The sequence below is a fragment of the Tumebacillus permanentifrigoris genome, assembly GCF_003148565.1.
GTDB classification, from domain to species: Bacteria; Bacillota; Bacilli; order Tumebacillales; family Tumebacillaceae; genus Tumebacillus; species Tumebacillus permanentifrigoris.
Genome location: NZ_QGGL01000010.1, coordinates 111057 through 137209 on the forward strand (window position 1 = coordinate 111057; position 26153 = coordinate 137209).

Annotated in this window: 28 protein-coding genes; 22 read left to right on the forward strand and 6 right to left on the reverse strand. The window is 55.1% G+C overall.

All coding sequences use genetic code 11. The features are described 5' to 3' along the window. Positions 1–76: 76 nt before the first annotated feature. The 3 genes from C7459_RS12820 (at position 77) to C7459_RS12830 (ending at position 4398) form a co-directional block, all read left to right on the forward strand. Complete coding sequence (locus C7459_RS12820; RefSeq protein WP_109689708.1) at positions 77–271, forward strand: alpha/beta-type small acid-soluble spore protein; 195 nt, start codon at positions 77–79, stop codon at positions 269–271. A gap of 171 nt (positions 272–442) precedes the next feature. After that, positions 443–2560 (forward strand): ATP-dependent helicase, encoded by a 2118-nt coding sequence (locus tag C7459_RS12825; RefSeq protein WP_109689771.1) that lies wholly within the window; start codon positions 443–445, stop codon positions 2558–2560. A 194-nt stretch (positions 2561–2754) separates the two neighbouring features. Beyond that, a complete protein-coding gene (locus C7459_RS12830; protein WP_109689709.1) occupies positions 2755–4398 on the forward strand; it encodes a peptide ABC transporter substrate-binding protein in 1644 nt (547 codons plus the stop codon). 58 nt (positions 4399–4456) lie between these two features. On the opposite strand, the gene C7459_RS12835 is transcribed toward C7459_RS12830, so the two are convergent. Next, the gene (locus C7459_RS12835; RefSeq protein ID WP_109689710.1) at positions 4457–4666 is read right to left on the reverse strand and encodes a hypothetical protein; all 210 of its coding nucleotides are present in this window, start codon (positions 4664–4666) and stop codon (positions 4457–4459) included. Positions 4667–4892: 226 nt separating this feature from the next. Between C7459_RS12835 and C7459_RS12840 the strand changes: the two genes are divergently transcribed. The 6 genes from C7459_RS12840 to C7459_RS12860 all read left to right on the forward strand — a co-directional run bounded on the left by C7459_RS12840 (position 4893) and on the right by C7459_RS12860 (position 11238). Next, positions 4893–6539, forward strand: coding sequence for a peptide ABC transporter substrate-binding protein (locus tag C7459_RS12840; RefSeq protein ID WP_109689711.1), 1647 nt, complete (start codon positions 4893–4895; stop codon positions 6537–6539). A 77-nt stretch (positions 6540–6616) separates the two neighbouring features. Then, a complete protein-coding gene (locus C7459_RS23340; protein WP_170119445.1) occupies positions 6617–6790 on the forward strand; it encodes a hypothetical protein in 174 nt (57 codons plus the stop codon). Positions 6791–6978: 188 nt separating this feature from the next. Further along, positions 6979–9120: a GGDEF domain-containing protein gene (locus tag C7459_RS12845; RefSeq protein WP_109689712.1), complete on the forward strand. Its 2142-nt coding sequence runs from the start codon at positions 6979–6981 to the stop codon at positions 9118–9120. 43 nt (positions 9121–9163) lie between these two features. Then, positions 9164–9928: an alpha/beta fold hydrolase gene (locus C7459_RS12850; RefSeq protein WP_245884536.1), complete on the forward strand. Its 765-nt coding sequence runs from the start codon at positions 9164–9166 to the stop codon at positions 9926–9928. A 108-nt stretch (positions 9929–10036) separates the two neighbouring features. Continuing rightward, positions 10037–10933: a DMT family transporter gene (locus tag C7459_RS12855; RefSeq protein WP_109689714.1), complete on the forward strand. Its 897-nt coding sequence runs from the start codon at positions 10037–10039 to the stop codon at positions 10931–10933. A gap of 23 nt (positions 10934–10956) precedes the next feature. Then, a complete protein-coding gene (locus tag C7459_RS12860) occupies positions 10957–11238 on the forward strand; it encodes a hypothetical protein (RefSeq protein WP_109689715.1) in 282 nt (93 codons plus the stop codon). A 95-nt stretch (positions 11239–11333) separates the two neighbouring features. Here the strand turns inward: C7459_RS12860 and C7459_RS24010 are convergent, their stop codons facing one another. Beyond that, positions 11334–11462, reverse strand: a complete 129-nt coding sequence (locus tag C7459_RS24010) for a hypothetical protein (protein ID WP_281272774.1) — start codon at positions 11460–11462, stop codon at positions 11334–11336. Beyond that, positions 11459–12745: a helix-turn-helix domain-containing protein gene (locus C7459_RS12865; RefSeq protein WP_109689716.1), complete on the reverse strand. Its 1287-nt coding sequence runs from the start codon at positions 12743–12745 to the stop codon at positions 11459–11461. Before C7459_RS12865 ends, C7459_RS24010 begins: the two co-directional genes overlap by 4 nt. A gap of 234 nt (positions 12746–12979) precedes the next feature. Here C7459_RS12865 and C7459_RS12870 point away from each other — a divergent pair, with 234 nt between their 5' ends. Genes C7459_RS12870 through C7459_RS12885 form a run of 4 tightly spaced genes read left to right on the forward strand, consistent with a single transcriptional unit; the run spans position 12980 to position 16527 of the window. After that, complete coding sequence (locus C7459_RS12870) at positions 12980–13828, forward strand: electron transfer flavoprotein subunit beta/FixA family protein (protein WP_109689717.1); 849 nt, start codon at positions 12980–12982, stop codon at positions 13826–13828. Between the two features lie 4 nt (positions 13829–13832). Continuing rightward, positions 13833–14942 carry an electron transfer flavoprotein subunit alpha/FixB family protein gene (locus C7459_RS12875; protein WP_109689718.1) on the forward strand — a complete coding sequence of 370 codons (1110 nt, stop codon included), beginning with the start codon at positions 13833–13835 and terminating at the stop codon, positions 14940–14942. A 2-nt stretch (positions 14943–14944) separates the two neighbouring features. Continuing rightward, positions 14945–16246, forward strand: coding sequence for an FAD-dependent oxidoreductase (locus tag C7459_RS12880; RefSeq protein ID WP_109689719.1), 1302 nt, complete (start codon positions 14945–14947; stop codon positions 16244–16246). Continuing rightward, positions 16243–16527, forward strand: a complete 285-nt coding sequence (locus C7459_RS12885) for a ferredoxin family protein (protein ID WP_211320388.1) — start codon at positions 16243–16245, stop codon at positions 16525–16527. The genes C7459_RS12880 and C7459_RS12885 overlap by 4 nt, the downstream gene beginning before the upstream one ends. Before the next feature lie 40 nt (positions 16528–16567). On the opposite strand, the gene C7459_RS12890 is transcribed toward C7459_RS12885, so the two are convergent. Continuing rightward, positions 16568–17155, reverse strand: a complete 588-nt coding sequence (locus tag C7459_RS12890; protein ID WP_109689721.1) for a Uma2 family endonuclease — start codon at positions 17153–17155, stop codon at positions 16568–16570. Positions 17156–17405: 250 nt separating this feature from the next. Here C7459_RS12890 and C7459_RS12895 point away from each other — a divergent pair, with 250 nt between their 5' ends. The 4 genes from C7459_RS12895 to abc-f all read left to right on the forward strand — a co-directional run bounded on the left by C7459_RS12895 (position 17406) and on the right by abc-f (position 20561). After that, a complete protein-coding gene (locus C7459_RS12895) occupies positions 17406–17840 on the forward strand; it encodes a GNAT family N-acetyltransferase (protein WP_109689722.1) in 435 nt (144 codons plus the stop codon). A gap of 37 nt (positions 17841–17877) precedes the next feature. Beyond that, positions 17878–18366 carry a signal peptidase II gene (gene lspA, locus C7459_RS12900; protein WP_109689723.1) on the forward strand — a complete coding sequence of 163 codons (489 nt, stop codon included), beginning with the start codon at positions 17878–17880 and terminating at the stop codon, positions 18364–18366. 31 nt (positions 18367–18397) lie between these two features. Then, entirely contained in the window at positions 18398–18535 is a 138-nt protein-coding gene (locus C7459_RS23345; protein WP_170119447.1) for a hypothetical protein, read from the forward strand. A 97-nt stretch (positions 18536–18632) separates the two neighbouring features. Then, positions 18633–20561, forward strand: coding sequence for a ribosomal protection-like ABC-F family protein (gene abc-f / locus C7459_RS12905; RefSeq protein WP_109689724.1), 1929 nt, complete (start codon positions 18633–18635; stop codon positions 20559–20561). Positions 20562–20611: 50 nt separating this feature from the next. On the opposite strand, the gene C7459_RS12910 is transcribed toward abc-f, so the two are convergent. Continuing rightward, positions 20612–21475: an SDR family oxidoreductase gene (locus C7459_RS12910; protein WP_109689772.1), complete on the reverse strand. Its 864-nt coding sequence runs from the start codon at positions 21473–21475 to the stop codon at positions 20612–20614. Positions 21476–21592: 117 nt separating this feature from the next. On the opposite strand from C7459_RS12910, the gene modA reads away from it, so the two are divergent. The 4 genes from modA to C7459_RS12930 all read left to right on the forward strand — a co-directional run bounded on the left by modA (position 21593) and on the right by C7459_RS12930 (position 25206). After that, the gene (gene modA / locus C7459_RS12915; protein ID WP_109689725.1) at positions 21593–22372 is read left to right on the forward strand and encodes a molybdate ABC transporter substrate-binding protein; all 780 of its coding nucleotides are present in this window, start codon (positions 21593–21595) and stop codon (positions 22370–22372) included. Further along, positions 22362–23036, forward strand: coding sequence for a molybdate ABC transporter permease subunit (gene modB / locus C7459_RS12920; RefSeq protein ID WP_109689726.1), 675 nt, complete (start codon positions 22362–22364; stop codon positions 23034–23036). Before modA ends, modB begins: the two co-directional genes overlap by 11 nt. Positions 23037–23143: 107 nt before the next feature. Next, entirely contained in the window at positions 23144–24982 is a 1839-nt protein-coding gene (gene typA, locus C7459_RS12925; protein ID WP_109689727.1) for a translational GTPase TypA, read from the forward strand. Next, entirely contained in the window at positions 24961–25206 is a 246-nt protein-coding gene (locus C7459_RS12930; RefSeq protein ID WP_109689728.1) for a YuzB family protein, read from the forward strand. Before typA ends, C7459_RS12930 begins: the two co-directional genes overlap by 22 nt. 43 nt (positions 25207–25249) lie before the next feature. Here the strand turns inward: C7459_RS12930 and C7459_RS23350 are convergent, their stop codons facing one another. Then, a complete protein-coding gene (locus C7459_RS23350) occupies positions 25250–25408 on the reverse strand; it encodes a hypothetical protein (protein ID WP_170119448.1) in 159 nt (52 codons plus the stop codon). A 228-nt stretch (positions 25409–25636) separates the two neighbouring features. On the opposite strand from C7459_RS23350, the gene C7459_RS12935 reads away from it, so the two are divergent. Next, positions 25637–26086: a hypothetical protein gene (locus C7459_RS12935; protein ID WP_109689729.1), complete on the forward strand. Its 450-nt coding sequence runs from the start codon at positions 25637–25639 to the stop codon at positions 26084–26086. Positions 26087–26153 lie beyond the last annotated feature (67 nt).

Here is a 26153-nt window from a genome sequence, read left to right on the forward strand (position 1 = left end):
GTGGGTAAACGTAGCACGAATCAAAGCCATTCCAAAGGAACAAACTACACGCAATTCCATATAGGAGGTGCCTCTCATGGCAAATAACAACAACCAACATCTCGTCAACGGTGCTTCGCGAGCTCTTGATCAAATGAAGTACGAAATCGCTTCTGAGTTTGGTGTAAACCTTGGTGGGGAAACCGCATCCCGTCTGAACGGTTCTGTCGGTGGCGAAATCACCAAGCGCCTGGTTGCTTACGCAGAGCAAGCACTCTCCGGCCAACGCTAATCACGCCAAACTTCATAGACTTGAATCAGAGCCTCCCTGCAAGGGGAGGCTCTTTCTCGATCGTTCACAGGGAGTCTGTTGCAGCAGGCGTGTCCTTGACTTGCCGGGTGCTTCCGTTACAATAAAGTAACGATTTTGCACAAGTATCGGAGGTTGTACGACATGAGCCAAATGACTTCGGCTGCGACGATCCTCAAGGGCTTGAACCCTGAACAAAAACTCGCGGTGGAGACCACGGAAGGTCCGCTGCTCATCTTGGCCGGCGCTGGTTCAGGCAAGACCAGTGTCATGACCCGCCGAATTGCCTATTTAATGAACGAGCGCGGCGTCGCACCGTTCAATATCCTCGCGATCACCTTCACCAACAAGGCGGCCAAGGAGATGAACGAGCGAATCCGAAAATTGGTCGGCGACGCGGCGGAAGACCTGTGGATGTCAACATTTCACTCGATGTGTGTGCGCATCCTTCGACGAGAGGCGGAGCGGATCGGGTACAAAAACAGTTTCACGATCCTCGATCCGGACGATCAGGTCTCGGCAATCAAACAATCGATGCTCGACTTAAATCTCGACATCAAAAAGTTTGACCCGAACCAGATCCAATGGCGGATCTCAGCTGCCAAAAACGAACTGCAAACCCCAGACGACTTTGTCGGAGTGGCCGGCAAGCGTCTGCAGGACATTGCGGCCTCGCAAGTATACCGCGTATACCAGCGCAAATTGCAAGACTGCAACGCGATGGACTTTGACGACCTGATCATGAAAACGGTCGAGCTGTTTGAAACCCAACCGGATGTGCTGGAAACGTACCAGAACAAATTCCGCTATGTTCACGTCGATGAGTACCAAGATACGAATCGCGCGCAGTACAAGATGGTCAAATTGCTCGCGTCCAAATACCGCAATCTCTGTGTCGTCGGGGACGGGGACCAAGCGATCTACGCGTGGCGCGGTGCGGATATCTCGAACATCTTGAATTTTGAGCAGGACTATCCAGAGGCGACGATCATCAAGCTGGAGCAAAATTACCGCTCCACGTCCACGATCCTCGACGCGGCGAACGCCGTCATCCGCCACAATGTCACGCGCAAGGACAAAGCGCTGTGGTCGGCCAAAGGCCATGGCGAAAAAATTTCAATCTACCAAGCGCTCGACCATGAGGACGAGGCACAATACATCGTGCAACAGGTCCAGAATCATGTCGCGAACCGGGGCAAGTATGCAGATTGTACGGTGCTCTACCGGGCGAATGCGATGTCGCGGGTGATCGAGGAAGCGTTTTTGCAAGTGCCAATTCCCTACAAGATGCTGGGCGGGTACACGTTCTACGACCGGCGCGAGATCAAGGACATCATGGCGTATCTCAAATGCTTGACCAACATGGAGGACGAGATCTCGCTCCTGCGCATCATCAACACGCCGAAGCGCTCGATCGGCAACGGAACTGTACAGAAATTGCTGAACTACGCACATGACCGCGATCTCACGTTGCTCGACGCGATGGGGGAGCCGGAGGAGAACGGCCTACCCGACAAGACTGCGAAAGTGTGCAAAGAGTTCTACGATATGATGAAATACCTGCACCTCTGCCAGGAAGGCCTCACCGTCTCCGAGTATTTGGCGGAAGTTCTGGAGAAAACCAAGTACCGCGAGATGTACTCCATCTCGAACAAGGAAGAGGATCAGCAGCGCTTGGAGAACATCGAGGAGATGTTCTCGATCACCAAGTCGTTCGATCGCCGGCGCAAAGGCTCGGTGTCCGACTTCCTCGCCGAAGTTTCGTTGCTTTCTGAAACGGACAAGGAGAAGGGGGAGGAAGAGGACGCCGTGCTGATGATGTCCTTGCATGCCTCGAAAGGGCTGGAATTCCCGACCGTGTTTGTGATCGGCTGTGAGGAGACGATTTTTCCGCACATGCGCTCGATGGACTCTCCTCAAGGCATCGAGGAGGAGCGCAACTTGGCGTATGTCGGGATCACCCGCGCCAAGGAGAAATTGCATATGTCCTATTGCGCGGAACGGACGCTGTTTGGCAACACACAGCGCAACGACCCGTCGCGCTTCCTCGACGAAATTCCCGAGGAGTTCAAGGAGACGGTGATCGGGAAAAACGATGTGCCGGACGATGAATGGAAAGTCGGGAACTATGTGATCCACCCGCAATATGGACAGGGCATCATCCTCGACAAGCGCGGGGCGGAGGAGACTTTGGAACTGACGATCATGTTCCATGTCAAGATCGGTGAGCGCAAAGTCCTGCCCCGTTTCACCCGTCTGAAAAAAGCGTAAATTTTTTGATAAAACCTGTAACCCTTGCCTCGTTGCAAGGGTCTTTTTGTATAGATTCGAACTTTTCTCAAAACGGAGTATTGTCAAATCTCCGAGTAACTGGTATAGTTGGTATCGAAGTCAATTGTTTCAGAATAATTACAGAGAGATTACGCGCTGATTACGTTCTAACTCGAGTAAGGGGGAACTTTATAATGAAAGCAAAATCCTGGCTGAATATCGGCTTGGCAATGACCATGCTGGCAACCGTTGGTCTCGTAGGTTGCGGTACCAAGGACTCTACTGACAACAGCACCGCTAGCAAAACCGACTCTACCCAAGAACTCAACCTCGCGCTGTCTGACGAGATCCCGACCATGGACCTCTCCAAGGCAACCAACGCGATTTCCTTCACCTTGTTTGCAAACATCAACGAAGGTCTGACCCGTCTGGACAAAGACGGCAAGGCTCAACCGGCGCTTGCTGACAAGTGGGAAGTTTCCGCTGACGGCAAAACCTACACCTTCCACATCCGCGATGGCGTGAAGTGGTCCAATGGTGATCCGGTAACCGCAAAAGACTTCGAATACTCCTGGAAGCGCACCCTCGACCCGAAAACGGCTGCTGAGTACGCATTCATGGTGGCATGGGTCAAAGGCGGCGACGAATACAACCAAGGCAAGGGCTCTGTTGACGAAGTTGGCGTAAAAGCCAAAGACGACAAAACGCTTGTCGTGGAACTGGTTAACCCGATCTCCTACTTCCCGGAACAGATGGCCTTCCCGATCTTCTTTGCACAAAACGAGAAGTTCGTAACGGCAGCTGGCGACAAATACGGCGCAGAAGCTGACAAAGTTCTGAACAACGGTCCGTTCAAGTTTACCTCTTGGGTTCACGAGCAATCCGCAACCCTTGAGAAAAACGACACCTACTGGGATGCTTCCAAAGTCAAGCTGAAAAAAGTAAACTACCAAGTCGTCAAGGATTCCAACGCAGCGCTCAACCTGTACGAATCCGGCCAACTTGACCGTACTGGTCTCGTTCGTGACCAAGTTGACAACTACAAAGGCAAACCGGAGTTCGCGACTCAACCAGAGTTGACCACCGGTTACATCCAATACAACCAAAAAGTTCCGGTTCTGAAAAACGCGAAAGTTCGCCAAGCTCTGACCTGGGCGATCGATGGCGACCAATACGCGGACGTTGTTTACCACAACGGTACCGTTGGCGCGACCGGCTACACCCCGAAAGGCATCTCCAACGGCCAAGGTGGCGACTTCACCAAGGATGTTGGCGACCTGATCAACCGCAAAGACAACAAAGCAAAAGCCAAGGCAACTCTGCAAGAAGGTCTGAAAGAAGCGGGCCTGACCGAGTTCCCGAAAATCAAGCTGCTCTCCGATGATGGTGACGTCGGTAAAAAATCGACCGAGTTCATCAAGGAACAATGGCGTCAAAACCTCGGCATCGATGTAGACATCGAAACCGTACCGTACAAACTGCGTCTGCAACGTTCGCACGGTCATGACTTCGACATGGTAGTTTCCCTGTGGGGCGCTGACTACAACGATCCGATGACCTTCCTCGACATGTTCATCACCGGCGGTTCCTTCAACGATCCGTCCTGGTCGAACGCGACCTACGATGAACTGATCAAAAACGGCAAGACCGAAGCAGATCCGAAAAAACGTATGACCTACCTGTACGATGCGGAGAAGCTCCTGATGAAGGAAATGCCGATCGGCCCGCTGTACTTCCGTGCCAAAGCATACGTCAACAAGCCGTACCTCAAGAACTTCCAATGGCGCGTATTTGGCCCGGACTACGAGCTCAAAGAAACCTACGTCGAAGGCAAGTAAGCCATTGCCTTACACACAAAAAGTCGCCCGCAACATGCGGGCGGCTTTTTTTTCGTTGTCAGATCAAGGCGATCACCGGGCTCTCAAACCGCGACTGCAAAGCGGTCTGCAGGTGGTCGGGCGTGGAGAACGTATCAGTGCGCCCATAGGCATTTGTGAAGGTGATCTCTGCGCCACGTGCATCGACCGTATAGATCTGCCCATCGATGCTGATCTGAAACAGCTCACGCGCCTGTAGACGGGCTTCCAAGTCGGACATCCAATCCATCCACATACACCTCCTCGCTCGATAGTGTGTCGCAAGCGGTTCTATTTTACAACGAGGTTACGTACATTGAGATAGGTAGTGACTGGAGTGAAAGTTTAAGTTAATTTTTACGTGATTTGAGGTTGAATTAAGTGCTTGATTTGCCCGCTTGTACATGCTATATTGTTCGTGTAGACGAAATAATCACAAAAAACAGAAAAAAGACATTTTTTAGGGGGTTTCAAAAATGAATGCAAAGAAATGGGTAGGTATCGGTCTTGCACTGACCATGCTCTCCAGTGTAGCGCTTGTTGGTTGTGGCTCCAAAGATGAAACGAAAAACGGCGATGCTCCGAAAGCTGCTGATAAGCAAGAGATCAACCTGTCCCTGGGCGACGAAATTCCGTCCCTGGATAGCTCGAAAGCTACGGACAACATCGCGTTCAATATGCTCGGCCAAGTTATGGAAGGTCTGACCCGTATGGACAAAGACGGCAAAGCCATTCCGGGTGTCGCAAAGGAATGGAAAGTTTCTCCGGACGGCCTAACCTACACTTTCACCCTGCGTGACGACTCCAAGTGGTCTGACGGTACGAACGTTTCCGCAAAAGACTTCGAATACGCTTGGAAACGCACCCTCGATCCGAAAACCGCTTCCCAATACGCATTCATGCTCGCATGGGTCAAAGGCGGCGAAGAATTCAACCAAGGTAAGGGCTCCGTTGATGAAGTCGGCGTAAAAGCAAAAGACGACAAAACTCTCGAAGTTGTCCTGAAAAACCCGGTTCCGTTCTTCGCAGAGCAGATGTCCTTCCCGCTGTTCTACCCGCAAAAGAAAGCGTTCGTAGAATCTGCAGGCGCGAAATACGGCGGCGACGCAGACAAAGTTCTGTTCAACGGTCCGTTCAAAATGACCGCTTGGGTACATGAGCAATCTGCAACCCTTGAGAAAAACGACAACTACTGGAACAAGGCTTCCGTCAAACTGGAGAAGGCGAACTACCAAGTCGTCAAAGACTCCGGCGCACTGGAAAACCTCTACCAAGCAGGCCAACTGGATCGCATCGGCCTCGTTCGCGACCAAGTAGACCGTTACAAAGACTCCAAAGAATTCGGCACCGTTCCGGAGTTGACCAACGGCTACATCCAGTACAACGAAAAAGTAAAAGCGCTGACCAGTGCAAAGGTTCGTAAAGCTCTGACCTACGCAATCGACGGCGATCAATATGCTGACATCGTTTACCACAACGGTACCAAAGGCGCGACCGGCTTCGTACCGACCGGTACTTCCAACGGTAACGGCGGCGACTTCCGCGCAGACAACGGCGACCTGATCAAGCGCAAAGACAACGCTGGCAAAGCAAAAGCTCTGCTCGCAGAAGGCCTCAAAGAAGTGGGCCTGTCCGAAATGCCGAAAATCAAGTTGCTCTCTGACGACGGCGACGTCTCCAAAAAAGCTTCTGAGTTCCTCAAAGAACAATGGCGTCAAAACCTCGGCGTTGATGTTGAAGTCGAGAACGTTCCGTTCAAGTTGCGCCTGAAGCGCACCACCGACCGCGATTACGATATGGTTGTCTCGCTGTGGGGTGCTGACTACAACGATCCGATGACGTTCCTCGACATGTGGGTCACGGGTGGCGACTTCAACGAAAACGGCTACTCCAACCCGAAGTATGACGATCTCGTTCACGCTGCACAAAAGGAATCCGATTCCAAGAAGCGTATGCAAGCTCTGTACGATGCAGAGAAAATCCTCATGGAAGATATGCCGGTTGGCCCGATCTTCTTCCGCGCATCTGCAGTTATCACCAAACCGTACGTCAAAGGCTGGGTTTCCCATGTATCCGCTCCGTCTTCCGACCTGTCCGGCGTTTCCATTCAAGGCAAAGAGTAATCTCGTTCGACCAGAAACCTCCGCTTCGCGCGGAGGTTTCTTTTTTTGTATACTTATAGCGAAGGGAGTCGATCAACATGGTCGTGAAAGTCTCGTTGCAGATGAAGGATGGAAGTTTTCAAAAAGCTCGCGTCACCGATTGCGAGACGGTGGAGGAAGCGATTGAATTTATGAAAGAGATGCGCCCAGGCGTTGTCGAGGTTTTTGAAGGCTGGGACCGAGCGGAGTTGTGGGAACGGCAAGCACCCTAAGCAAGCGGGTGCTTTTTTCCTTTTTCCTTACATGCTTGTGTGAGATGAAATTACTTCATGAAATTCCTTAATTTAACAGGTGTTGACATTGCGAATCGCGAATAGTACGTCTAGAGCTGTTCTACGAAGTGGAAATCCTACATAAAGGTAGTGAAAACGTTCGGAGCAATGGGACGGGGGGAGTGGGGATGGTCAAAGCCAAAGCGTGGTACCGCATGGGCCATCTGTTTGAAGTGTTGCTGATCGTAGCGGGGTTGCTGTTTTTGTTGCAGCATCCGCTTCAGTTCACGTCAGACACAGGTCTTGTTGTTTTGTTCGGTACAGCCTTGATCGCGTTGTCGGTGGTGTTTCCAGTGACGTTGCCGTCGATGTTGATCTCGCTGGAGTTGGTGTTCACCTTTTACTTCGTGATCACGTATGACCTCGCCACGGCGCTGTGGGTCAATTTCTTTGGCGAACTGGTGGGGACGTTGCTCGTCGTCCACAAGTCGCGCAAGATCGCGGTCCTCACGAATCCGATGTTGAAAGTGATCTGTTTGATGGCTGGATTTTTCGTTTTTGCGCTGGTGGAGCCCACGTGGAGCGCCACGCACACCGAGAGCTCTCTGAACTTGTTGAAACTCTTGCTGATCGGCACGGTGTTTTTCGTCTCGAACCATCTGACGCTGCATGTACACCTGTACTTGCGCACACGCCACTTCTCGTGGCGCAGTTGCTTGCATGCTGTGATGTGGGAATCGGTGATTTATCTGGCGGTGTTCCCGCTGGCGATGATCGGGAACTTGCTGGAGCCGCAGATCGGCCTCTACACGCTGTGGGTGCTGGGCGTTCCGGTAGCGGTCGTCACAGGCGTGATCCGCACCTTCAACCACCTGCAATGGTCGAATCGCGTGAACTACGCCTGTATCAACCTCAGCACCTCCAAGGAATTGGGCACGATCTTCCACAAGACGTTCCAGATCGCCCGAGAGTTGACCGACTCGCCGCGGGCGATGATGTTGAAAAAACAGCCGGACGGGTCGTTTCAAGGGATGGATCGCGCGGGGGTGCTGGTGGAGAACATCCGGCATCCGCTGCTCGAACGCGCCGTATCGGAACAGGCGGTGCTGTCTGTTTTGAAAGCGACAGAGGCGGAGAACTTGTTCCCGGAGTGGGAGGTGCGCTCCTACATCCTCGTGCCGCTGGTCGGCAAGACCAAGGTGTTCGGGGTGATCTGCATGGGCAAGCCGAACTCCTATGGGTTCAAAGCGGATCACCAGAAGCAACTGGGTTTTTTGGCGAATCAGGTCTCGATCATCATGGACCGCAATCATGTCTACGAAGAATTGGAGCGGGCCTCGATCACGAACCAGTTGACGGGGCTGTACAACTACCAGTATTTCTATGAGCAGTTGGATATTCAATTTCATGCGGCAAAAGTGATGGGTGAGGACTTATGTCTGATCATCTTTGATATTGACTATTTTAAGAAGTATAATGATATCTATGGGCACATCGTCGGCGATGAAGTCTTGCGCCAAGTCGCGATGATCGCCAAGTCGGTCTGTGAACAGAGCAATGCCATGCTCGCCCGCTACGGCGGCGAAGAGTTTGTAGCGATCGGCCGGATGACCGTATCAGAAGGATACGCACTCGCCGAAGAGGTGCGCTTGAAAATCCAAGACCATCAGTTCGTCTACCAAGAACATACGGTGAAAAACATCACGATCTCGGTCGGTCTGGCGCATCTGCACACGCATGATGCCTTGTCGCCGAACGATCTGTTGGAGAAGGCTGACCAGTCGTTGTACTGGGGTGCCAAGGAGATGGGGCGCAACCGGGTGGCGGTGTACTGCTCCGAGTTTGACCAGCGGCTGTTTGTCGACAGCTTGACCGGGTTGCACACGATCTACTACTTGCGTCGCAAACTGCGTTCGCTCTGTGAAAACCAGAACCACTTTCCCATGCATTTCCTCTTGGTCGACATCCTGGGCATGCGGACGATCAACGATCGGCACGGCTTTGAAATCGGCAATCGCGTGCTGATCGACGTGTCCTATTTATTGAAAAACACGATGCGCGGGGATGATCTGATCTGCCGCTACATGGATGACGAATTCCTTGTCGTCGTCAAAGGCACCCCCGAGGCCGATCTCGGGATCATTCGCAAGCGGATTCACGATGCATTCGCCAAGCACCGCTTCCCCAGTGTAGGCGAGGTCTCCGTCGATCTGACGGTGGTCACGCTCGGGCATGCAGACGAGGAACCGTTCCTGTTGGAGCGCATCGACACAGCTCGCCGCAGCTATTCCCGCGAGGCCGCTGCTGTTGTGTTCCGGGAAAGTAAATAGTGTGAATGTTGCAAGAGAGGATAGGTCGATCCAAGTGAAACGGATGAAAGTCAAAGTGCTGGGGCACCAGTTGTCATTGTATGTCGTAGAGGGTGAAGGCCCGTTGACCGGACTGTTTCTGCACGCAGTCGGAGGCACGAGCAAGATGTGGGCGTACCAGATGCGACACCTCAAATCATTCGGGCGCATGATCTCTGTCGACATCCCTGGTTTTAGCGGGGACAAAATGCCGGCAGGGATCTCCAGCCTCAGCCAGTACGTCGAGCTGATGACGGGCGTGCTGGACGAATTCGGTGTGGAGCAGGCGGTTTGGGTCGGGAACTCGCTAGGCGGACGGATCTCGCTGGAAACAGCGGCGAAGCACCCGGAGCGTGTCGCCGGCTTGGGTCTGCTCTGCACAGCGGGTGTGTGGCTGGGGGAACAACGAGAGAAGATGCCCACCGAAGCTCCCAAGGAAGAGTTTGACAAGGCGGTGTTCTACCAGCCGGAGAAGTTTAGCATGGTCGTGACCGATGCAGGCAAGCGACAAAGTCTGGAGTCGCGACGTCGGTATGAGCTGTTGGCCGACCAGACGGAGGACATGAACTTCCGCGACCGTCTGCACGAGATCGACGTGCCGACACACGTCATCTGGGGCCGCCATGATGGTGTGATCCAGGTTGAGGTGGGCGAATACATCGCGAACCACATCGCAGGGGCGAAGCTCCTGGTTCTGGAAGAGGCTGCCCACATCCCGCAAGTGGAACAACCGCATGCGGTCAACGCGGACTTGGACGAGCTGTTCCAAGCGGTTCGTGAGCGGAGGTAAGCCAAAAAGAAGCCGTTCCCTCTGGGGGCGGCTTCTTTTGTTTGCGGGGAGGGTGTGGTACGATGTGGTGGAGAGAATTTCGACAGACGAAGGAAAGGACTTTTTCCGATGCCATCTATCTATTCCTTGCTTTTGCTCTTTACCAGCTTGCTCTGGGGCGGCAACTTCGTGGTCGGGAAGCTTCTCGTCGGGCATGCGTCGTCGATGACGCTGACCTCCTTGCGCTGGATCATCGCGGCTGTTTGTCTAATACCGCTCGTCTATTGGCGCGAACGCAAGCTGTTGCCTGCGCGCCGCGCCTTGGTGCCCTTGCTCATGATGGGGGCGACGGGTGTGGTGCTGTTCAACCTCTTCATGTTCTGGGCGCTGGAGCGCACCTCCGCGACCAATGTCGGCTTGCTTTCCACGTTGAATCCAGTCTCGATCGCTGTCTGTTCGTTCCTGCTCCTGCGCGAGCGCTTGCACCCGTTGCAAGGGCTGGCGATGCTGGTCTCGTTGACGGGCGTGCTGGTCGTGCTCTCCGGTGGCGATCTCTCGCGCTTGCTCGATCTGCATTTCAACGTCGGGGACCTCTGGATGCTGGCAGCCGTGGCGATGTGGGGGCTGTACTCGGTGTTTGCAAAATTGGCGATGCGTGACGTGTCCGCGATGATGTCGACGCTCTACGCTGGCGTCTTCGGGGTGCTGATGCTGTTGCCGTTCAACTTGTCAAACTTCACGATCCAGGAGCCGAACGCCGTGTTTTGGTGGTCGATTCTCTACATCGGTTTGCTGTCTACCGTCGGGGCGATGGTGTTCTGGAACATCGGGGTGCAAAAACTCGGCGGGACTGCGGCAGGGATGTTCTTGAACTTCAACCCGGTGTTCACGGCGGTGCTCGCCTATTTCCTGCTCGGGGAGCAATTGTCGTGGATTCAACTCGCCGGCAGTGCGCTGGTCATCCTCGGCGTCTATGCGTTTTCCCGCGCCGGACGACTGCTTCTACGGCGTGAAGCTGGCGCGTAGGATGGTAGCGGGAGGTGAGCGCGATGTTGCGGAAATGGCTGCGCAAGGTGATGACCGGGCTGGCCGCATTCCTCATCGTCTGCGTGGAGGCGCTCGGGTCGGCCAACCTCGGGTATTCGATGGGGCCGTATCTGCCCCATTACGGCTGGACCGATTACGGGATGCGCGTGCAGATGGAGCAGGAACAGGAGCAAGTCCGGCAACAACAAGCGGCCCGGCTGGAAGGCGAGATCCACGAAGACCAACTGCGTCGGGACGCACGCCAGACAGATCGTGGGCGCCCCGAGGGGAGCTCCGTCGGGTAATCGAAAAAAGCATGCATCGCTCCAGAGGAGCTGTGCATGCTTTTTTGAGCAAATGGAGAATTGATGACCCGAGAAAGTCACTCGGGCCTGCTCACCTAGTCGAGCTTGACGATGCCTCCGACCGGATCTCCGCCATAGAAGATGGCTTGGTGTTGAGCGGTCGGCAGCAGAGCACCGAGCGTGATTGCAGCAGCCAACAGAGTGAGAGCAAGTACTTTTTTCATAGATAGATCCCCTTTCCTCGTAGATAATTTTGAATAGCGATTTGTGACTGTTCGAGAACTTCGGTCGATGACTTGTAATCATCCATCCGTTTGTACAAATCGCTAAGATGTAGACTGGCTTTGTTGTACTCTTGCAAGGCTTCTACGTGGAAAAACATCTCGATTGCTTTCTGTGCATCCGGGATCGCCGATTGGATGTCATCATGAGCGGAGTTGAAGAGCGAGCGGACGTAGTAGCACTGTGCATGATAGACCGAATCAGGTTCGCAATTTTGAAACGCCAAGGTGATGTGCTGCTTCGCTTTTTGGAAGTCTTGGAGGTGGATGAGCAGCTTGGCGATCTCCGCGTGGGAGTTCGATGTATAGCTCTCAAATCCGTGTTCCGTGTATTCCTGCAGACATTCTTGCAACGTGTGCAAAGCGCCCTCATGGTCGCCTGTTTCGCTGCGCAGAATGGCGAAGTTTTCCTTGATCTGGATGGAGCGGCGAACTTGATTCAGATTCTTAAAGATGGTGATCGCTTGTTGGCAGTAGTCTTCCGCGAGTCTGAATTCTCGTTTGCCATAATAGGAACGGCCCAGACCTAGGTAATTGGTCGCCAAGTGGTGGAGATTGGAGGAACCCTCCACAAGCTTTTGCGATTCTGCGAACAGTTCAAGCGACCGGTCGAAGTTTCCCATGTGGTTGTAGACCATCGCCAAGTTCGTGGCGACTTCTGCATGGAGAAACGGGTCAACGTCTTCCAACTCTTGAATGACCTCATGGGCCTTGTGCCAGTAGTGGAGCGCAAGGGCCATGTTATTGTGTTGGAAAAACACATGACCTAGTTTTGACATGGAGGAGACGTAGGACAACTTGTCATCTTCACGCAACGATTGATGCATGACGCTCTCCAACATTTCAATCGCTTCTTGGGAACGATTCAACTTGGTGTAGCATGTCGCAAGGTCCATTTTGACTTCCAAGTTGTCTTCCTGCGATTGGAGGAGCATTTCCAAGATCGGTACTGCATTTTGCGGCTCATTCGCCAGCAGGAACGTCTTTGCCAACTTGTGAGAGGTCGTCTGTTCCAGATACGACTCTCGTTCTCGGGTGTCCAAAAAGTAGTCAAGTTGCACATCCAACCGTTCGGCAATCTGACACAGGAGTTTGTAGGAAGGATTGATTTTGTCAGATTCAATCTGGGAGATTGCACTGGCGCTGACCAATCCTTCTGCGAGCTGACCTTGGGTCATTTTTTTTGCCAAGCGCCGCTGTCGGATCTTCTGGCCAAGAGAAAGCATGGCATGTCCTCCAATTATCTTGCTCTTCTGTGCCCATTATACGGGCAAAGTATCTAAAAACGGAAGCCAAATCATTTACTAAATTTACTTATATTAAATGAGTTCGGTTACAATGTAGTCCTATTTTTCCTTTTCCAAAGATATAAAACTTTCATGTTAGATTTTGTGTGCGCATGTTCTGGACGATCCCTTCATAAAAATCCAAGTAGGACAGGTAGAGTGAGGGGGAGTCAGATGTTGCACATCGTGGTTTGTGTGAAACAAGTGCCGGATAGTCGGGAGATTCGCATCGATCCCAAGACGAACACATTAATTCGCCAAGGGGTGCCGGCGATTGCAAACTTTTATGACATGCATGGTCTGGAGGAAGCGCTGCGGATCAAGGAACAGCACGGCGCGCGCGTGACGGTGGTCTGCATGGGACCTCCGCCGGCGGAAAAGTCGCTCAAGCAGTGCATCTCGCTCGGGGCGGATGAAGCGGTGCTCGTCACCGACCGGGGGTTTGCTGGAGCGGACACGCTGGCTACGTCCTATGTGCTCGGCTTGACGATCGCCAAAGTGGGGGAGACGTTCGGGCCGGTCGACATCGTGTTCTGCGGCAAACAAACGCTGGATGGCGACACGGGGCAAGTCGGCCCGGGCATCGCGTGTCGCCTCGATTTGGAGCAGTTGACCTATGTACACAAGGTAGAGGAGATCGATGTGGAGCACCGTCGGATCACCGTTCAACGCTTGCTCGAAGACGGTGTGGAAGTGGTGCAGACCTCGATGCCGGTGCTGATCACAGCGCTCAAAGAGCTGAACAAAGTGCGCCGTGCGCCGCTGCCGGGCATGTTGCGAGCTGCTACATACAAGCCGGTGATCTGGACGACTGCCGACTTCCCCGGTCTGGAACGTGCCAAGATCGGACTAAAGGGCTCGCCGACGATCGTCGCCAAGACGTGGGTGCCGGAGCAAAAGCAAGTTTCCACAGAGATGATCGAAGCCCAGACGACGACGGGCACCGCGACGGCGCTGGTCGAGAAACTTTGGCAGACGGAGTTGCCGTCCCGCTTGGGCTGGTTGGCAGAGGAGGAGGTGTAGGCAGATGGCAGAGGAAAAAGCAAAGCAAACACAAGCGAGCGACATGCCGGACTGGTCGGCCTATCGCGGGGTGATGATCGTGGTGGAGCAGCGCGCCGGGGTCGCGAAAAACGTCTCGTGGCAGCTGCTCGGCGAAGGTCGCAAACTCGCTGACAAGTTGGAGACCGATCTGATCGCGATGGTGCTCGGACAGGACATCTACCATCTGGCGGAGGAAGCGATTGCGTTCGGGGCAGACCGCGTCTACTACTGTGACGCACCGGAGTTGCGCGACTATCGCACCCGCCCGTACAGCCGCGTCTGTTTGCAGACGATCGAGGAGGTGAAGCCGGAGATCGTGCTGTTCGGTGCGACGGCGACCGGGCGCGACCTCGCTGGGGCGATCGCGACACACTTGCCGACCGGGCTGACGGCTGATTGCACGATCCTCGACGTGGAGCCAGATCCGAGCCGACTGTTGCTGGCTTCTCGACCGGCCTTCTCCGAAAAGATGCTGGCGACGATTTTGTGCAAGCAATACCGGCCGCAGATGGCGACCGCCAGAAGCGGCGTTTTTGAAGCGCGAGTCCCTGATCCCCAGCGCCAAGGCAAGATCATCGCCGTTCCGTCGCAGATGGCGGAGGACGAGATTGCGGCACAGGTGTTGCGATTTATCGAGGCGACGGAAACGTTCAACTTGGAGGAAGCGGAGATCATCGTGGCGGGAGGACGGGGCTTAGGCGGACCGGAGCCGTTCAAGCTGTTGCAGGAGTTGGCGGATGCGCTGGGCGGCGTCGTCGGGGCATCGCGGGCGGCGGTCGATGCGGGCTGGATCGGGCATGAGCACCAAGTGGGGCAGACGGGTTGTACGGTGCGCCCGAAACTTTACTTTGCGGTCGGCATCTCGGGAGCGGTGCAACACACCGTCGGCATGCAGAGTTCCGATCTCATCGTGGCGATCAACCGCGACGCGAACGCGCCGATTTTTAAATTCGCGAACTACGGGATCGTCGGGGACCTGTTCCAGATCATCCCGGCGATCACCGATTCGGTGCGACAGAAGCGCGCAGCCGTCCGCCTCGGACAGCAAGAGACGGCGCAGGAGACGGCCGCGACGGTCGAAGGGAGGAACTGAGGATGCAAAAATTCGACGCGATCGTCGTCGGGGCAGGTCCGGCTGGTGCCGCCGCAGCGTTGACGATGGCGAAGGCTGGATTGTCGGTGGTGTTGTTGGAGCGCGGGGAGTTTCCAGGGGCGAAAAACCTGTTCGGCGGTGTCCTGTATCGCAAGCAGTTGGAGGACATCATCCCGGAGTTTTGGAAGGAAGCGCCGCTGGAGCGTCAGATCATCGAGCAGAACCTGTGGATCATGGGCAAGGACTCTGTGACCAAACTGGGTCATCGCAATGAGGGTTTCAAGGAACCGCACAACTGCTGGACGGGGATGCGAGTCAACTTCGACCAGTGGTTTGCCAACAAAGCGGTGGAGGCGGGGGCGATCCCCGTCTATGAGACGGTGGCGTTGGAGTTGTTGCGGGAGGGGGATCGAGTGGTCGGGGTGCGCACCGACCGGGAGGCAGGCGACCTGTACGCCGATGTGACGATCATCGCGGACGGTGTGAACTCCCTGCTTGGCAAGGCATTGGGCGTACATCGCGAGTGGGAGCCTGATCAAGTTTCGTTGGCGGTGAAGGAGCAGATCTTCCTGCCCAAGGAGAAAATCCTCGACCGCTTTGGGCTGGAGGACAATGAAGGTGCGACGATCGAGTTCGTGGGGGAGACATCAGGCGGCATGACGGGTCTTGGGTTCCTGTACACCAACAAAGAATCGATCTCGCTAGGGATCGGCGTGATGGTATCCGACCTGAAAAAATCGCGCGTGAAGCCCTACCACCTGCTGGAGCAGGTCAAGCAGCACCCGGCGATTCGCAAGCTGATCCAAGGTGGCGAGACCAAGGAGTACGCGGGTCACCTGATTCCCGAGGGCGGTCTGAAAGCGGTGCCGCAGTTGTCGGGTAACGGGTGGATGATCTGCGGGGACGCGGCGCAGTTGGTCAACTTCGTACATCGCGAGGGCACCAACCTCGCGATGACGTCTGGCAGGTATGCGGGCGAGGCGGTGGTGGCGGCGAAGGGGATTGGCGCGTATAGTCGGGCAACGCTGTCGGCCTATGACCGCAAAGTCGCGGAATCGTTCATTCGCAAGGATTTGAAAAAGTACCAAGGTCTGCACGGTCTGCTCAACGAGATCGATCCGAAGTTGTTGTTTGGAGCATTGCCACAAGCGATCAACACGGCGGCTTTTGACATGTTGAACGTGGATGGTCGCACGAAAGCGGAGAAGCAGCGTTTTGCGATCGAGCATATCAAGCAAACAGCCGGCGGCACATGGGATCTGCTGAAGCTCGGCTGGAAGGGTTGGAGGGCGATCAACGGATGAGCGACAAGAGCACAATTGAGGAAAAGTTGTTTACGATTCGGTACAAGGTGGACGATATCTCGCACCTGATCATCAAGGACCAAGAGGTCTGTGTGCAGTGCGAGACCAAGGAGTGCAATGACTTCTGCCCGGCGGACGTCTACTCATGGGCGGATTTGCAGACGCACGTCGCGTTCGAGAATTGCATCGAGTGCGGTACCTGCCGGATCGGTTGCCCGACGGCGAACATTGAGTGGGTATATCCGAAGGGCGGGTACGGGATTACGTACAAGTTCGGGTGAGAAAAAAAGTCGGAAGCCGACGTGGCTTCCGACTTTTTTGTTAGGAAAAAATGGATTGGAGCGAGAGTTCGAGGTCATCGAAGATGCCGACCTTAATCTGATCGTTGTCTTTGAGCGTGTACATCGCGATCTCTGGGAACAGGCCCGGCTCTGTTTGAAAACGATAGACTTCTACGACCTCTAACTCAAGGTTCACAATCCAATACTCGCGAACGCCAGCTTTGAGGTAGAGGCGGAGCTTTTCGTTCTTATCTCGTTTCCAAGTGCTTGGGGAACTGATTTCCACGACGAGGTCTGGCGCTCCGACACAACCGCGATCGTCAATTTTGCTTGGGTCACAAATGATCGACAGGTCTGGCTGGATGACGGTGGTGATTTCCTTGGCCTGTTTGCCCTCAGCAAACAGGCGGACATCGAAAGGTGCGGGATAGATATTGCATGACTTACCACGAAGGTAATTTCCGAACTCTAAGGACAAATTCAGCGCGATGGTTTGATGCCGTGGAGTTGGCGCTGGCGTCATGTTGTAAGGAACCCCACTGATAATCTCCCATCGGTCATCCTCATGCAATTTTAACAAGTCTGCATAACTGGTCGGTACATGCAAGCGAATCTCAGGTGTTGACATCGTACTCCCTCCCTTGGATAACGGCTGTTACTCCCATTATACCGCAAAGTGGCAGCACTCATTTCAAAAAAACGCACGCGCCGATTTGTTTAGAAAAAAGTCGGAAGCCGTGGCGGCTTCCGAGTGTGATCGCGCATCGTCGGCACTTGGTCCAGCCCGCCTGGAGGTTTTTATACAGGTGTCCCTGTCTAGCAGGACTTTCCCTGCTGCCTTGCGAACAAAGTACAGAGACAGTAAGGAGGCGACCTACATGATCCGCGTGGAACAAGTCACAACGGAGCAACAATACCAACAAGCTCTTGCCATCCGCACCGAAGTTTTTATCGTGGAACAACAAGTGCCGAGAGAATTGGAAGTTGACGAATATGAACAGGTTGCAACGCATGTTGTTGCATATGATAAAAGTGAACAGCCCGTCGCGACGGGACGCATCCTCCCGTATGGAGAGGGTGTTGGCAAGATGCAACGCATCGCCGTCCTGGCAAGCGCCCGCACGGGCGGCTATGGGCGTGTGATCATGAACAAGCTCGAAGACATCGGCCGCACGCTCGGTTACACCGAATTCGTGTTGGAAGCGCAGACGCACGCGGAGGGTTTTTACGAAAAGCTCGGCTATGTAACCGTGTCGCCGGAACCGTTTCTCGAAGCGGGCATCTGGCACATCAAGATGGTCAAAAAAGCCTAAGCAAGCCTAGGTTCGAGACGAGGGGGAGTCTCATCACGTGGAGAGAAACTACCTGTTTTTCTGGCTATCCGCATGTCTCGTGTTTGCCGTGGACCGATTGACCAAGGTCTGGGCGGAACGTAACTTGCAACTGGGCGACAGCGTGACGGGCATCGACGGCTGGTACCAATGGACGCTCTATCACAATCCCGGTGCTGCTGGCGGCATCTGGAGTGGACACTCCGGGTGGCTCGCCCTGATCTCGATTCTGGCCGTGCTCGGCATCCTCTGGTTCATCTACCGTGGCCCGCATGACCGCAACCTCTTGCTCCTGCTCGGACTCGGCTTGATGTTTGGCGGAGCGCTTGGCAATCTGTATGACCGCGTGCTGTACGCGTATGTGATCGATTTCATCGACCCCGTGGGCAAAACCTACGTCTACAACCTCGCGGACAAAGGCATTCGCTGGGGCTTGTACCTCAGTATCATCGGACTGTGGTGCTCGGGGAGAACGCTTGCCAAGGAAAGTCAAAATGTGGTATCTTGAAAGTAACTAATTGTGAGAGGGGGTGTGTAGGATGAATTTCAACGTGGCGATCAACAGCCGTTTCCAAGGTTTGCAAGCGCAAATTCTTGGATTTTCGTTTGATGTAGCCCTCAACGGGACACGTCTGCCCATTTTTACCCACTCGGTTGTTGAAAATCACGTGAAATGACTCCTGCGTACCACCCATCGGAACATGATGAGGGCTGTGGGGAATTTCCCGCAGCCCTTTTTTCGTATGCAGGGGCATCCAATAGGAGGTTACCCCCATGATCGTATCCTTGGCAAACATCCAAAAATACTACGGTGCCAACTTGGTGCTGTCCGATATCTCATTTGAAATCAAAGCAGGCGACCGCGTCGGTCTGATCGGCCGCAACGGGCAAGGCAAGACCACGATCGCCAAGATCCTCACCGGCCACTTCAAACCGGACGGTGGCTCGCTGACCCTGCGCAAAGGCACCAAGATCGGTTGTCTCGAACAGATTCCCGACTACCAAGACGAGACGTCCGTGTACGACGTTCTGGCGCGTGGATACAGCGACGTGCGAGACGCTCAGACTCGGATGGGCGTGTTAGAAGCACAGATGACGCTCCCGGAGGTCTACGAATCGGAATCGCGTTTGCAAAAAGTGCTGGGCGACTACGATCGCCTGCGCACTGCATTTGAGCAAGGCGGCGGGTATGAGATGGAAGCGCACATCGAACGTGTTGCCCGCGGGCTTGGCATACCGGAGGCACAATTCCAGCGCCCGTTCCGCTCACTGTCTGGCGGGGAGAAGACCAAGGCCGGCATCGCGGCACTCCTCGTCGAACGTCCCGACCTGCTCCTGCTCGACGAGCCGACCAACCACCTCGACATGCACGCAATTGAGTGGCTGGAACAATACTTGATGACCTACGACGGAACGGTCGTCGTGATCTCGCACGACCGCTACTTTCTCGATAAGGTCGTCACCAAAGTGATTGAGATCGAGGATGGCGAGGCATTCACCTACCACGCCAACTACTCAGGCTATCAGCAGCAGAAGGAAGAAAACCTGCTCAACCAGTTCAACGCCTTCCAAGAGCAGCAAAAGAAAATCAAGAAAATCCAAGAAGCGATCAAGCGCCTGCGCGAGTGGGCGAAGTTGAACCCGCAGAACACCAGCTTCCACAAAAAAGCCAACTCGATGCAAAAAATGCTCGACCGCATGGAGAAGCTCAAACGCCCGATCCTCGAACGCAAAGCGATCGACCTGCACCTGACCCAAAGCGACCGCTCCGGCAAGCAAGTCGCCGTGCTGGAGGAGATCTCCAAGTCATTTGGCCCGCGCCAGTTGTTCCAAGGCGTGTCGGAGATGTTGGTCTACGGCGAGCGCGTGTTCTTGATCGGGGAGAACGGAGCAGGCAAAAGTACAATCTTCAAAATGCTCCTCGGTGACCTCGAACCGGATGCGGGTTCTGTGAAGCTCGGTGCGCGCGTCGAGGTCGGCTATCTCGCACAGGAAGCCGCGCCCAAGGACGAGAGCAAGACGGTGTTGCAGTACTTCCGCGACGAAGTGGCGGTTCCGATGGAGGAAGGGCAGGCGCGTGGACAGTTGAGTCGCTTCCTGTTCTACGGGGCGGACGTATTCAAAGCGGTAAAAAGCCTCTCTGGAGGCGAGTGGACACGCTTGCGCCTCGCGTTGCTCACGTATCTTAAACCGAACTTGCTCCTGCTCGACGAGCCGACCAACCACCTCGACATCGATTCGCGGGAGGCCTTAGAAGACGCGCTCGACGAGTTCCCAGGCACATTGCTCGTGATCTCCCACGACCGCTACTTGATCAATCGCCTCTCGCACCGCATCTGGGCATTGGAACAAGGCCAACTGACCAACTACCTCGGCAACTTCGAGTTTTACAAGGAAAAGCGACCGGATCGTGTCGCTTTTGTGGAAAAAGCGCCGTTGCCCCCTGCGTTCGTTCCGGCAGCTTCTCCCGCGCCAAGACCTGTGCCGCCTGCAGCGAAAAAGAAAATCAACCCCTACGCCCAAGCCAAACTCGAAGCGGAGATCGCGGAGGCTGAAGCCCAGCTCGCGCTGCTCGACACAGGTCTCGCCGACCCGTCGAACGCCAAGGACGCCACCCAACTCCAAACGCTCTACAGCGACCGCGAATCCACACAACAGCGGTTGGATCAATTGCTGGAGCAGTGGATGGAGATGGAGGGATAAGTGGAAATCAGGAAAAAACCTCAAGCGAGCTCTTGCCCGCTTGAGGTTTTTTATCCATTCACGACCGCCCCGCCGTTGGGATGCAACACTTGCCCGGTCATGTACGAGGAATCATCGCTGGCGAGGAACAGGAAGCTCGGTGCCACTTCGACAGGCTGCCCTGGGCGATCCATCGGAACTTCCGACCCGAACTTGCCCACGTCCTCGGCATCGAACGACGCCGGAATCAGCGGTGTCCAGATCGGACCTGGTGCGACGGCGTTGACACGGATGCCGCGCGACACGATGTTTTGCGAGAGAGCGCGCGTGAAGGAGACGACCGCCCCCTTGGTCGAGGAATAGTCGATCAGCTTTTCGTTCCCTTGATAGGCGGTGATCGATGCGGTGTTGATGATCGAACTGCCGCGCTTCAAGTGTGGCAGGGCGGCTTTGGTCAGATAGAACATCCCGAACACGTTGGTTTGGAACGTGCGGATCAATTGTGCTGACGTGATGTCCTCCAAGCGCAACTGTACATGCTGTTCTGCCGCGTTGTTGACGAGGATGTCGAGTTTTCCGAAGGTCTGACACACCGCCTCCACGATGCGACGGCAGTTTTCTTCCCCGCCGATGTCTGCGGCGATGGCGAGGCAACGACGCCCTTTGGCTTCGATGCGGTGCGCGGTCTCGGCGGCATCCCCGTGCTCGTCGAGGTAGACGAACGCCACATCGGCACCTTCGCGTGCAAAGGCCAGCGCCACGGCTCTGCCGATCCCGCTATCTCCGCCCGTGATCAGTGCGACCTTGCCTTGCAATTTTCCGCTGCCCACAGCATCCGGGTATTCGAACACCGGGTGCGGCACCATCACCGATTCGATTCCCGGTTGGCGCTCCTGTTCCTGCGGCGGTACTCGTTTGGGAAACTGTTCGATCATTTTTTCATGATCCATCGCGAACTCACCTCGTCGTCACGATATGTAGGCGCTGGGCGAGAGGTTCCACATTTGGTAGAATCGGGGGAGACAAGTTGACGGGGAGAGGTGTTTTTGGGCATGACAAAAGCGGGAGGGGCACTGCTGGCGCTGGGGCTGGTGGTAACGGTGGGCTGTGCGAACGGGACGACTGCGACAGACCAACCATCTACCACGCTGATACTCTCAGCGGCCACCAGTCTGGGCAAACCGTTGGAGACGTTGCGGGCCGACTACCAGCGTCAGCACCCGGACATGGAGATCACGCTCAACCTCGGCGCATCAGGCATCTTGCAAAAACAGATCGAGCAGGGTGCGCCTGCCGATCTGTTCTGGTCGGCTGGGACGGCGCAGATGGACGCGTTGGAGCAAAAAAACCTGCTCGTCGCCGGAACCCGACGCGACCTCGTGCAAAACCAGCTCGTCCTCGTGCGCCGGGCGGGAAGCACCTTGAAAAGCTTCCAAGACCTCGCAACACCAACGGTGACCCAAATCGCCATCGGCACCCCGGAGACGGTGCCCGCTGGGAAGTACGCACAGGAGACGTTATCTGCGCTCGGACTGTGGGATGCGGTCCAAAGCAAATTGATCTATGGCAAGGACGTGACCTCCGTGTTGACCTACGTGGAACGCCAAGCGGTGGACGCTGGGCTCGTCTACCGAACGGATGCCCTCGCTTCTACAAAGGTAGAGATCGTCGCCACCGCCGACGAAGCAACTCACCAGCCGATCCTCTACCCGCTCGCCGTCCTCCAGACGACCCAACACCGCCAACAAGCTGAGGAATTCGCCACCTACTTGCACGGGGCGCACGCGCAGGAGATCCTCACGAGAGCCGGGTTCCTCCAGTATGGGAACTAGCGAATTCTGGTCGCCGATCCAGCTCTCCCTCCAAGTTGCCGCTTGGTCGACGCTGCTCGTGGTCGTGCTCGGGACACTGCTTGGCAAATTGCTGGCACGTCGACGATTTCGTGGCCGTATGCTAGTGGAGACGCTGTTTCTGCTTCCGATGGTGATGCCGCCGACCGTGGCAGGATTTGGCTTGCTGATGTTGCTGGGGCAGGAGGGAGTCGGACGATTTTTTCTTCCGGGCGAGGGTATGTTATTTACGAAGGGTGCTGCGGTGATCGCCTCTGCGGTCGTGTCATTCCCGCTGATGTTCCAAGCGGCGAAGGTCGGGTTTGCCAGCATTGATCCGGAATTGGAACTCGTCGCCCGCAGTTTGGGTGCCAATTCTTGGCAGACATTGCGCTACGTCCAGTTGCCGCTGGCCAAGCGCAGTCTGCTCGCCGGTGTGTTGCTCAGTTTCGCGCGCGGACTGGGTGAATTTGGCGCAACGCTGATGATTGCCGGCAACATTCCAGGGCGTACACAGACGATCCCCTTGGCGATTTACAATGCGGTAGAAAGCGGCCAAACCAACCGGGCGTGGGGGCTGGTGATCTGTCTGTTTTTGTTGTCTTTTGTCATGATGGCGGTCATTCAACAACTTCAACGACAGGATGCGACAAATCACGCGCGGTAAATTGTTGCGTTTTTGTAGTGGCATTAAAGTTAGTTTTGTGTCACAATGGAACTTGTGTGTGTCGAAAAAAATGAACCAAGATCCCATTTAGGAGGAATCTCAGATATATGAAGTACCAAGAAACGCTTCGCAACATCGCGATCATCGCGCACGTTGACCACGGGAAAACGACCCTCGTCGACAAACTTCTGCAACAATCCGGCATCTTCCGCGCCAACGAACACGTGGCGGAGCGCGCCATGGATTCCAACGACCTCGAACGCGAACGCGGGATCACGATCCTCGCGAAAAATACCGCCGTTCATTATGGCGACTACCTGATCAACATCGTAGACACCCCTGGGCATGCTGACTTTGGTGGCGAGGTTGAGCGTATTCTTAAAATGGTTGACGGCGTTCTGCTCGTCGTCGATGCTTACGAAGGCGTAATGCCGCAGACCAAATTCGTTCTGCGCAAAGCTCTGGAGCAAAACCTCACCCCGATCGTCGTCGTCAACAAGATCGACCGCCCGGCTGCTCGTCCGGATGAAGTGATCGACGAAGTGCTGAACCTGTTCATCGAATTGGATGCCAACGAAGACCAACTCGACTTCCCGGTCGTGTACGCGTCCGCGCTGAACGGCTTTGCGATGCTGGATCATTCCGTACCAGGCACCGATATGAAGCCGCTGTTCGAATCGATCGTCAAAGAAATTCCGCACCCGGCCGGTGACCCGGACCAACCGCTGCAGATCCAGATCAACATGCTGGACTACAACGATTACCTCGGCCGTATCGGGATCGGTAAAGTACACCGTGGGATCGTCAAGCTCAACGAACAAGTGGCGATCATGAAGCGCGACGGCAAAGTCGAGCGTCAACGCGTCGTCAAACTGTTCGGTTTCCAAGGTCTGCAACGCATCGAGATCGAATCCGCTCAAGCGGGCGACCTGATCGCGATCTCCGGCCTCGGCGAACTCAACGTGGGTGAGACCGTTGCGGACATCAACAACCAAGAAGCGCTGCCGCTTCTGCACATCGACGAGCCGACCCTGCAGATGACCTTCCTCGTGAACGACTCTCCGTTCGCAGGTCAAGAAGGCAAGCACGTCACCTCGCGCAAACTGCGCGACCGTCTGCTCTCCGAGCTGGAAACGGACGTCTCCCTGCGCGTTGACGAAACCGACTCCCCGGATGCGTTCATCGTTTCTGGCCGTGGTGAACTTCACCTCGGGATCTTGATCGAGAACATGCGTCGTGAAGGCTACGAGCTGCAAGTTTCCAAGCCGCAAGTTATCTTCCGCGAAATCGACGGCGTCAAAAACGAGCCGTACGAAAACCTCGTCGTTGACGTGCCGGAGGAATACACCGGCCCGGTCATGGAACGTCTGGGCCTGCGCAAAGCAGACATGACCAACATGATCAACAACGGCACCGGCAACGTCCGCCTCGAATTCCTGATCCCGGCACGTGGTCTGATCGGTTTCCGTACCGAGTTCCTGACCATCACCCGTGGCTTCGGGATCATGAACCATTCCTTCCATGAATACATGCCGACCAAGGGCGACATCGAAGGCCGTCACGCGGGCGTACTCGTCGCTGCTGAGACGGGCACTTCGTCCACCTATGGCATCGAAGGTCTCGAAGACCGTGGCGTGATGTTCATCGCACCGGGGACCGAAGTCTACGAAGGCATGATCGTCGGCGAACACAACCGTGATAATGACCTCACGATCAACCCGTGTAAAGTCAAAGCGGCAACCAACGTGCGTTCCGCCACCAAGGATGAAACCACCCGTCTGAAAACTCCGCGACTGATGTCGATGGAGCAGGCGCTTGAATACTTGAACGACGACGAATACTGCGAGATCACCCCGCAATCGGTCCGTCTGCGCAAGAAATACCTCAAGAAAAACGACCGTGACCGTTTGGACAAAGGTAAAAAATGGTCCAAGCAAAACGCGTAACCCTCGACTTTTGCAACAGCAACCTGATGTCCTTCGCGCCGGAACTGCTCCAGTCCCTGCGCGAGGAACACCCGGAGTGGAACATCTCCAAGTACGGTTGCTTGACCAACTGCGGCGAGTGCAGCGTGCGCCCGTTCGCGATCCTCAACGACGACATCGTCGCGGCGGAGACGGTGGACGAGCTGCGCACGAAATTGCAAGACGCGATTGCGTTGCTTTCCTGAAAAAGACTCGACCCCCTGCAGCGGGTCGAGTCTTTTTTTCATGCTAGGGCAATTGCTCGTCCATGCTCACGAGAGGCACTGTTTCCCGAGCGAGTTGGCGACCCGCTTCCAGCCAGTCCTCTTCCGCCAGATGGTGCGCCGCGACAGAGTCTTCATTCCAAGACGACAGCATGTCGGCAAACGGAGCGCGGTTCGTAGTCACTGAGATCCCTCCTCTAGTGGGTAGGTGTACCCTGTTGTTAAGGTGTGGAAAAGCAGGGGGTGCTATACGTATGGGAATCAGGAAAAGGTGCTATAATGACAGGTATAAAGCGCTGGCAGCGAAGTTCGATGCGGATGTATAGGCTGCACTGCGCAAGTAGAGAAGGAAGCAATTCGGGAACCTGTTCCGTATACATACTTAGGCCCTAGCTCGAAGGAGGGACGCAGGATGGAGAAGCCGTTTTCCTATCCGCTCACGATGAAAAATGGGAAAGTCTTTGATGCAGCCGGCAAGGATGTAACCGATCTGTATCAGGAGTACAAGCAGTCGGAGGCCGCTGACAAAATGGTCGCCGCGTTGGAGAAGTTGTCGGCGATCAAAGCAGAGGGTCACGAGACGCGACGCATGCTGTTTATCGACTCCGCCTACAAGTATGCCTCCGTGATTGAAACATTCGTCGGGGATGACCTCTCCGACCGCCTGAACCTCGCCTACGCAGGCAAGGTTGAACAAAACGAGGCAGGCGAGTGGCTACTCAACAAAATGAACCGCAAGATCGTTCCGATCGAAAGCCTCGCCTCGCTGTACGGCTACGTCTCGCGCGGCGACATCTCGATGGAGATGGCGGAGATCGCGTGGGACAATCGGGAAGCGATTTTTTACATGATTCGTCGCTGATCATAGTGTGTGAAGGCACCTCCAAATGGAGGTGTCTTTTTTATATATGAGTGAAACCGCGCACAAA

What these genes read in the sequence shown, in the direction of transcription:
- C7459_RS12820 (WP_109689708.1), top strand. Translation starts at nt 77, where the DNA reads ATGGCAAATAACAACAACCAACATCTCGTCAACGGTGCTTCGCGAGCT.
- C7459_RS12825 (WP_109689771.1), top strand. Translation starts at nt 443, where the DNA reads ATGACTTCGGCTGCGACGATCCTCAAGGGCTTGAACCCTGAACAAAAA.
- C7459_RS12830 (WP_109689709.1), top strand. Translation starts at nt 2,755, where the DNA reads ATGAAAGCAAAATCCTGGCTGAATATCGGCTTGGCAATGACCATGCTG.
- C7459_RS12835 (WP_109689710.1), bottom strand. Translation starts at nt 4,666, where the DNA reads ATGGATTGGATGTCCGACTTGGAAGCCCGTCTACAGGCGCGTGAGCTG.
- C7459_RS12840 (WP_109689711.1), top strand. Translation starts at nt 4,893, where the DNA reads ATGAATGCAAAGAAATGGGTAGGTATCGGTCTTGCACTGACCATGCTC.
- C7459_RS23340 (WP_170119445.1), top strand. Translation starts at nt 6,617, where the DNA reads ATGGTCGTGAAAGTCTCGTTGCAGATGAAGGATGGAAGTTTTCAAAAA.
- C7459_RS12845 (WP_109689712.1), top strand. Translation starts at nt 6,979, where the DNA reads ATGGTCAAAGCCAAAGCGTGGTACCGCATGGGCCATCTGTTTGAAGTG.
- C7459_RS12850 (WP_245884536.1), top strand. Translation starts at nt 9,164, where the DNA reads ATGAAAGTCAAAGTGCTGGGGCACCAGTTGTCATTGTATGTCGTAGAG.
- C7459_RS12855 (WP_109689714.1), top strand. Translation starts at nt 10,037, where the DNA reads ATGCCATCTATCTATTCCTTGCTTTTGCTCTTTACCAGCTTGCTCTGG.
- C7459_RS12860 (WP_109689715.1), top strand. Translation starts at nt 10,957, where the DNA reads ATGTTGCGGAAATGGCTGCGCAAGGTGATGACCGGGCTGGCCGCATTC.
- C7459_RS24010 (WP_281272774.1), bottom strand. Translation starts at nt 11,462, where the DNA reads ATGAAAAAAGTACTTGCTCTCACTCTGTTGGCTGCTGCAATCACGCTC.
- C7459_RS12865 (WP_109689716.1), bottom strand. Translation starts at nt 12,745, where the DNA reads ATGCTTTCTCTTGGCCAGAAGATCCGACAGCGGCGCTTGGCAAAAAAA.
- C7459_RS12870 (WP_109689717.1), top strand. Translation starts at nt 12,980, where the DNA reads ATGTTGCACATCGTGGTTTGTGTGAAACAAGTGCCGGATAGTCGGGAG.
- C7459_RS12875 (WP_109689718.1), top strand. Translation starts at nt 13,833, where the DNA reads ATGGCAGAGGAAAAAGCAAAGCAAACACAAGCGAGCGACATGCCGGAC.
- C7459_RS12880 (WP_109689719.1), top strand. Translation starts at nt 14,945, where the DNA reads ATGCAAAAATTCGACGCGATCGTCGTCGGGGCAGGTCCGGCTGGTGCC.
- C7459_RS12885 (WP_211320388.1), top strand. Translation starts at nt 16,243, where the DNA reads ATGAGCGACAAGAGCACAATTGAGGAAAAGTTGTTTACGATTCGGTAC.
- C7459_RS12890 (WP_109689721.1), bottom strand. Translation starts at nt 17,155, where the DNA reads ATGTCAACACCTGAGATTCGCTTGCATGTACCGACCAGTTATGCAGAC.
- C7459_RS12895 (WP_109689722.1), top strand. Translation starts at nt 17,406, where the DNA reads ATGATCCGCGTGGAACAAGTCACAACGGAGCAACAATACCAACAAGCT.
- C7459_RS23345 (WP_170119447.1), top strand. Translation starts at nt 18,398, where the DNA reads ATGAATTTCAACGTGGCGATCAACAGCCGTTTCCAAGGTTTGCAAGCG.
- abc-f (WP_109689724.1), top strand. Translation starts at nt 18,633, where the DNA reads ATGATCGTATCCTTGGCAAACATCCAAAAATACTACGGTGCCAACTTG.
- C7459_RS12910 (WP_109689772.1), bottom strand. Translation starts at nt 21,475, where the DNA reads ATGATCGAACAGTTTCCCAAACGAGTACCGCCGCAGGAACAGGAGCGC.
- modA (WP_109689725.1), top strand. Translation starts at nt 21,593, where the DNA reads ATGACAAAAGCGGGAGGGGCACTGCTGGCGCTGGGGCTGGTGGTAACG.
- modB (WP_109689726.1), top strand. Translation starts at nt 22,362, where the DNA reads ATGGGAACTAGCGAATTCTGGTCGCCGATCCAGCTCTCCCTCCAAGTT.
- typA (WP_109689727.1), top strand. Translation starts at nt 23,144, where the DNA reads ATGAAGTACCAAGAAACGCTTCGCAACATCGCGATCATCGCGCACGTT.
- C7459_RS12930 (WP_109689728.1), top strand. Translation starts at nt 24,961, where the DNA reads ATGGTCCAAGCAAAACGCGTAACCCTCGACTTTTGCAACAGCAACCTG.
- C7459_RS12935 (WP_109689729.1), top strand. Translation starts at nt 25,637, where the DNA reads ATGGAGAAGCCGTTTTCCTATCCGCTCACGATGAAAAATGGGAAAGTC.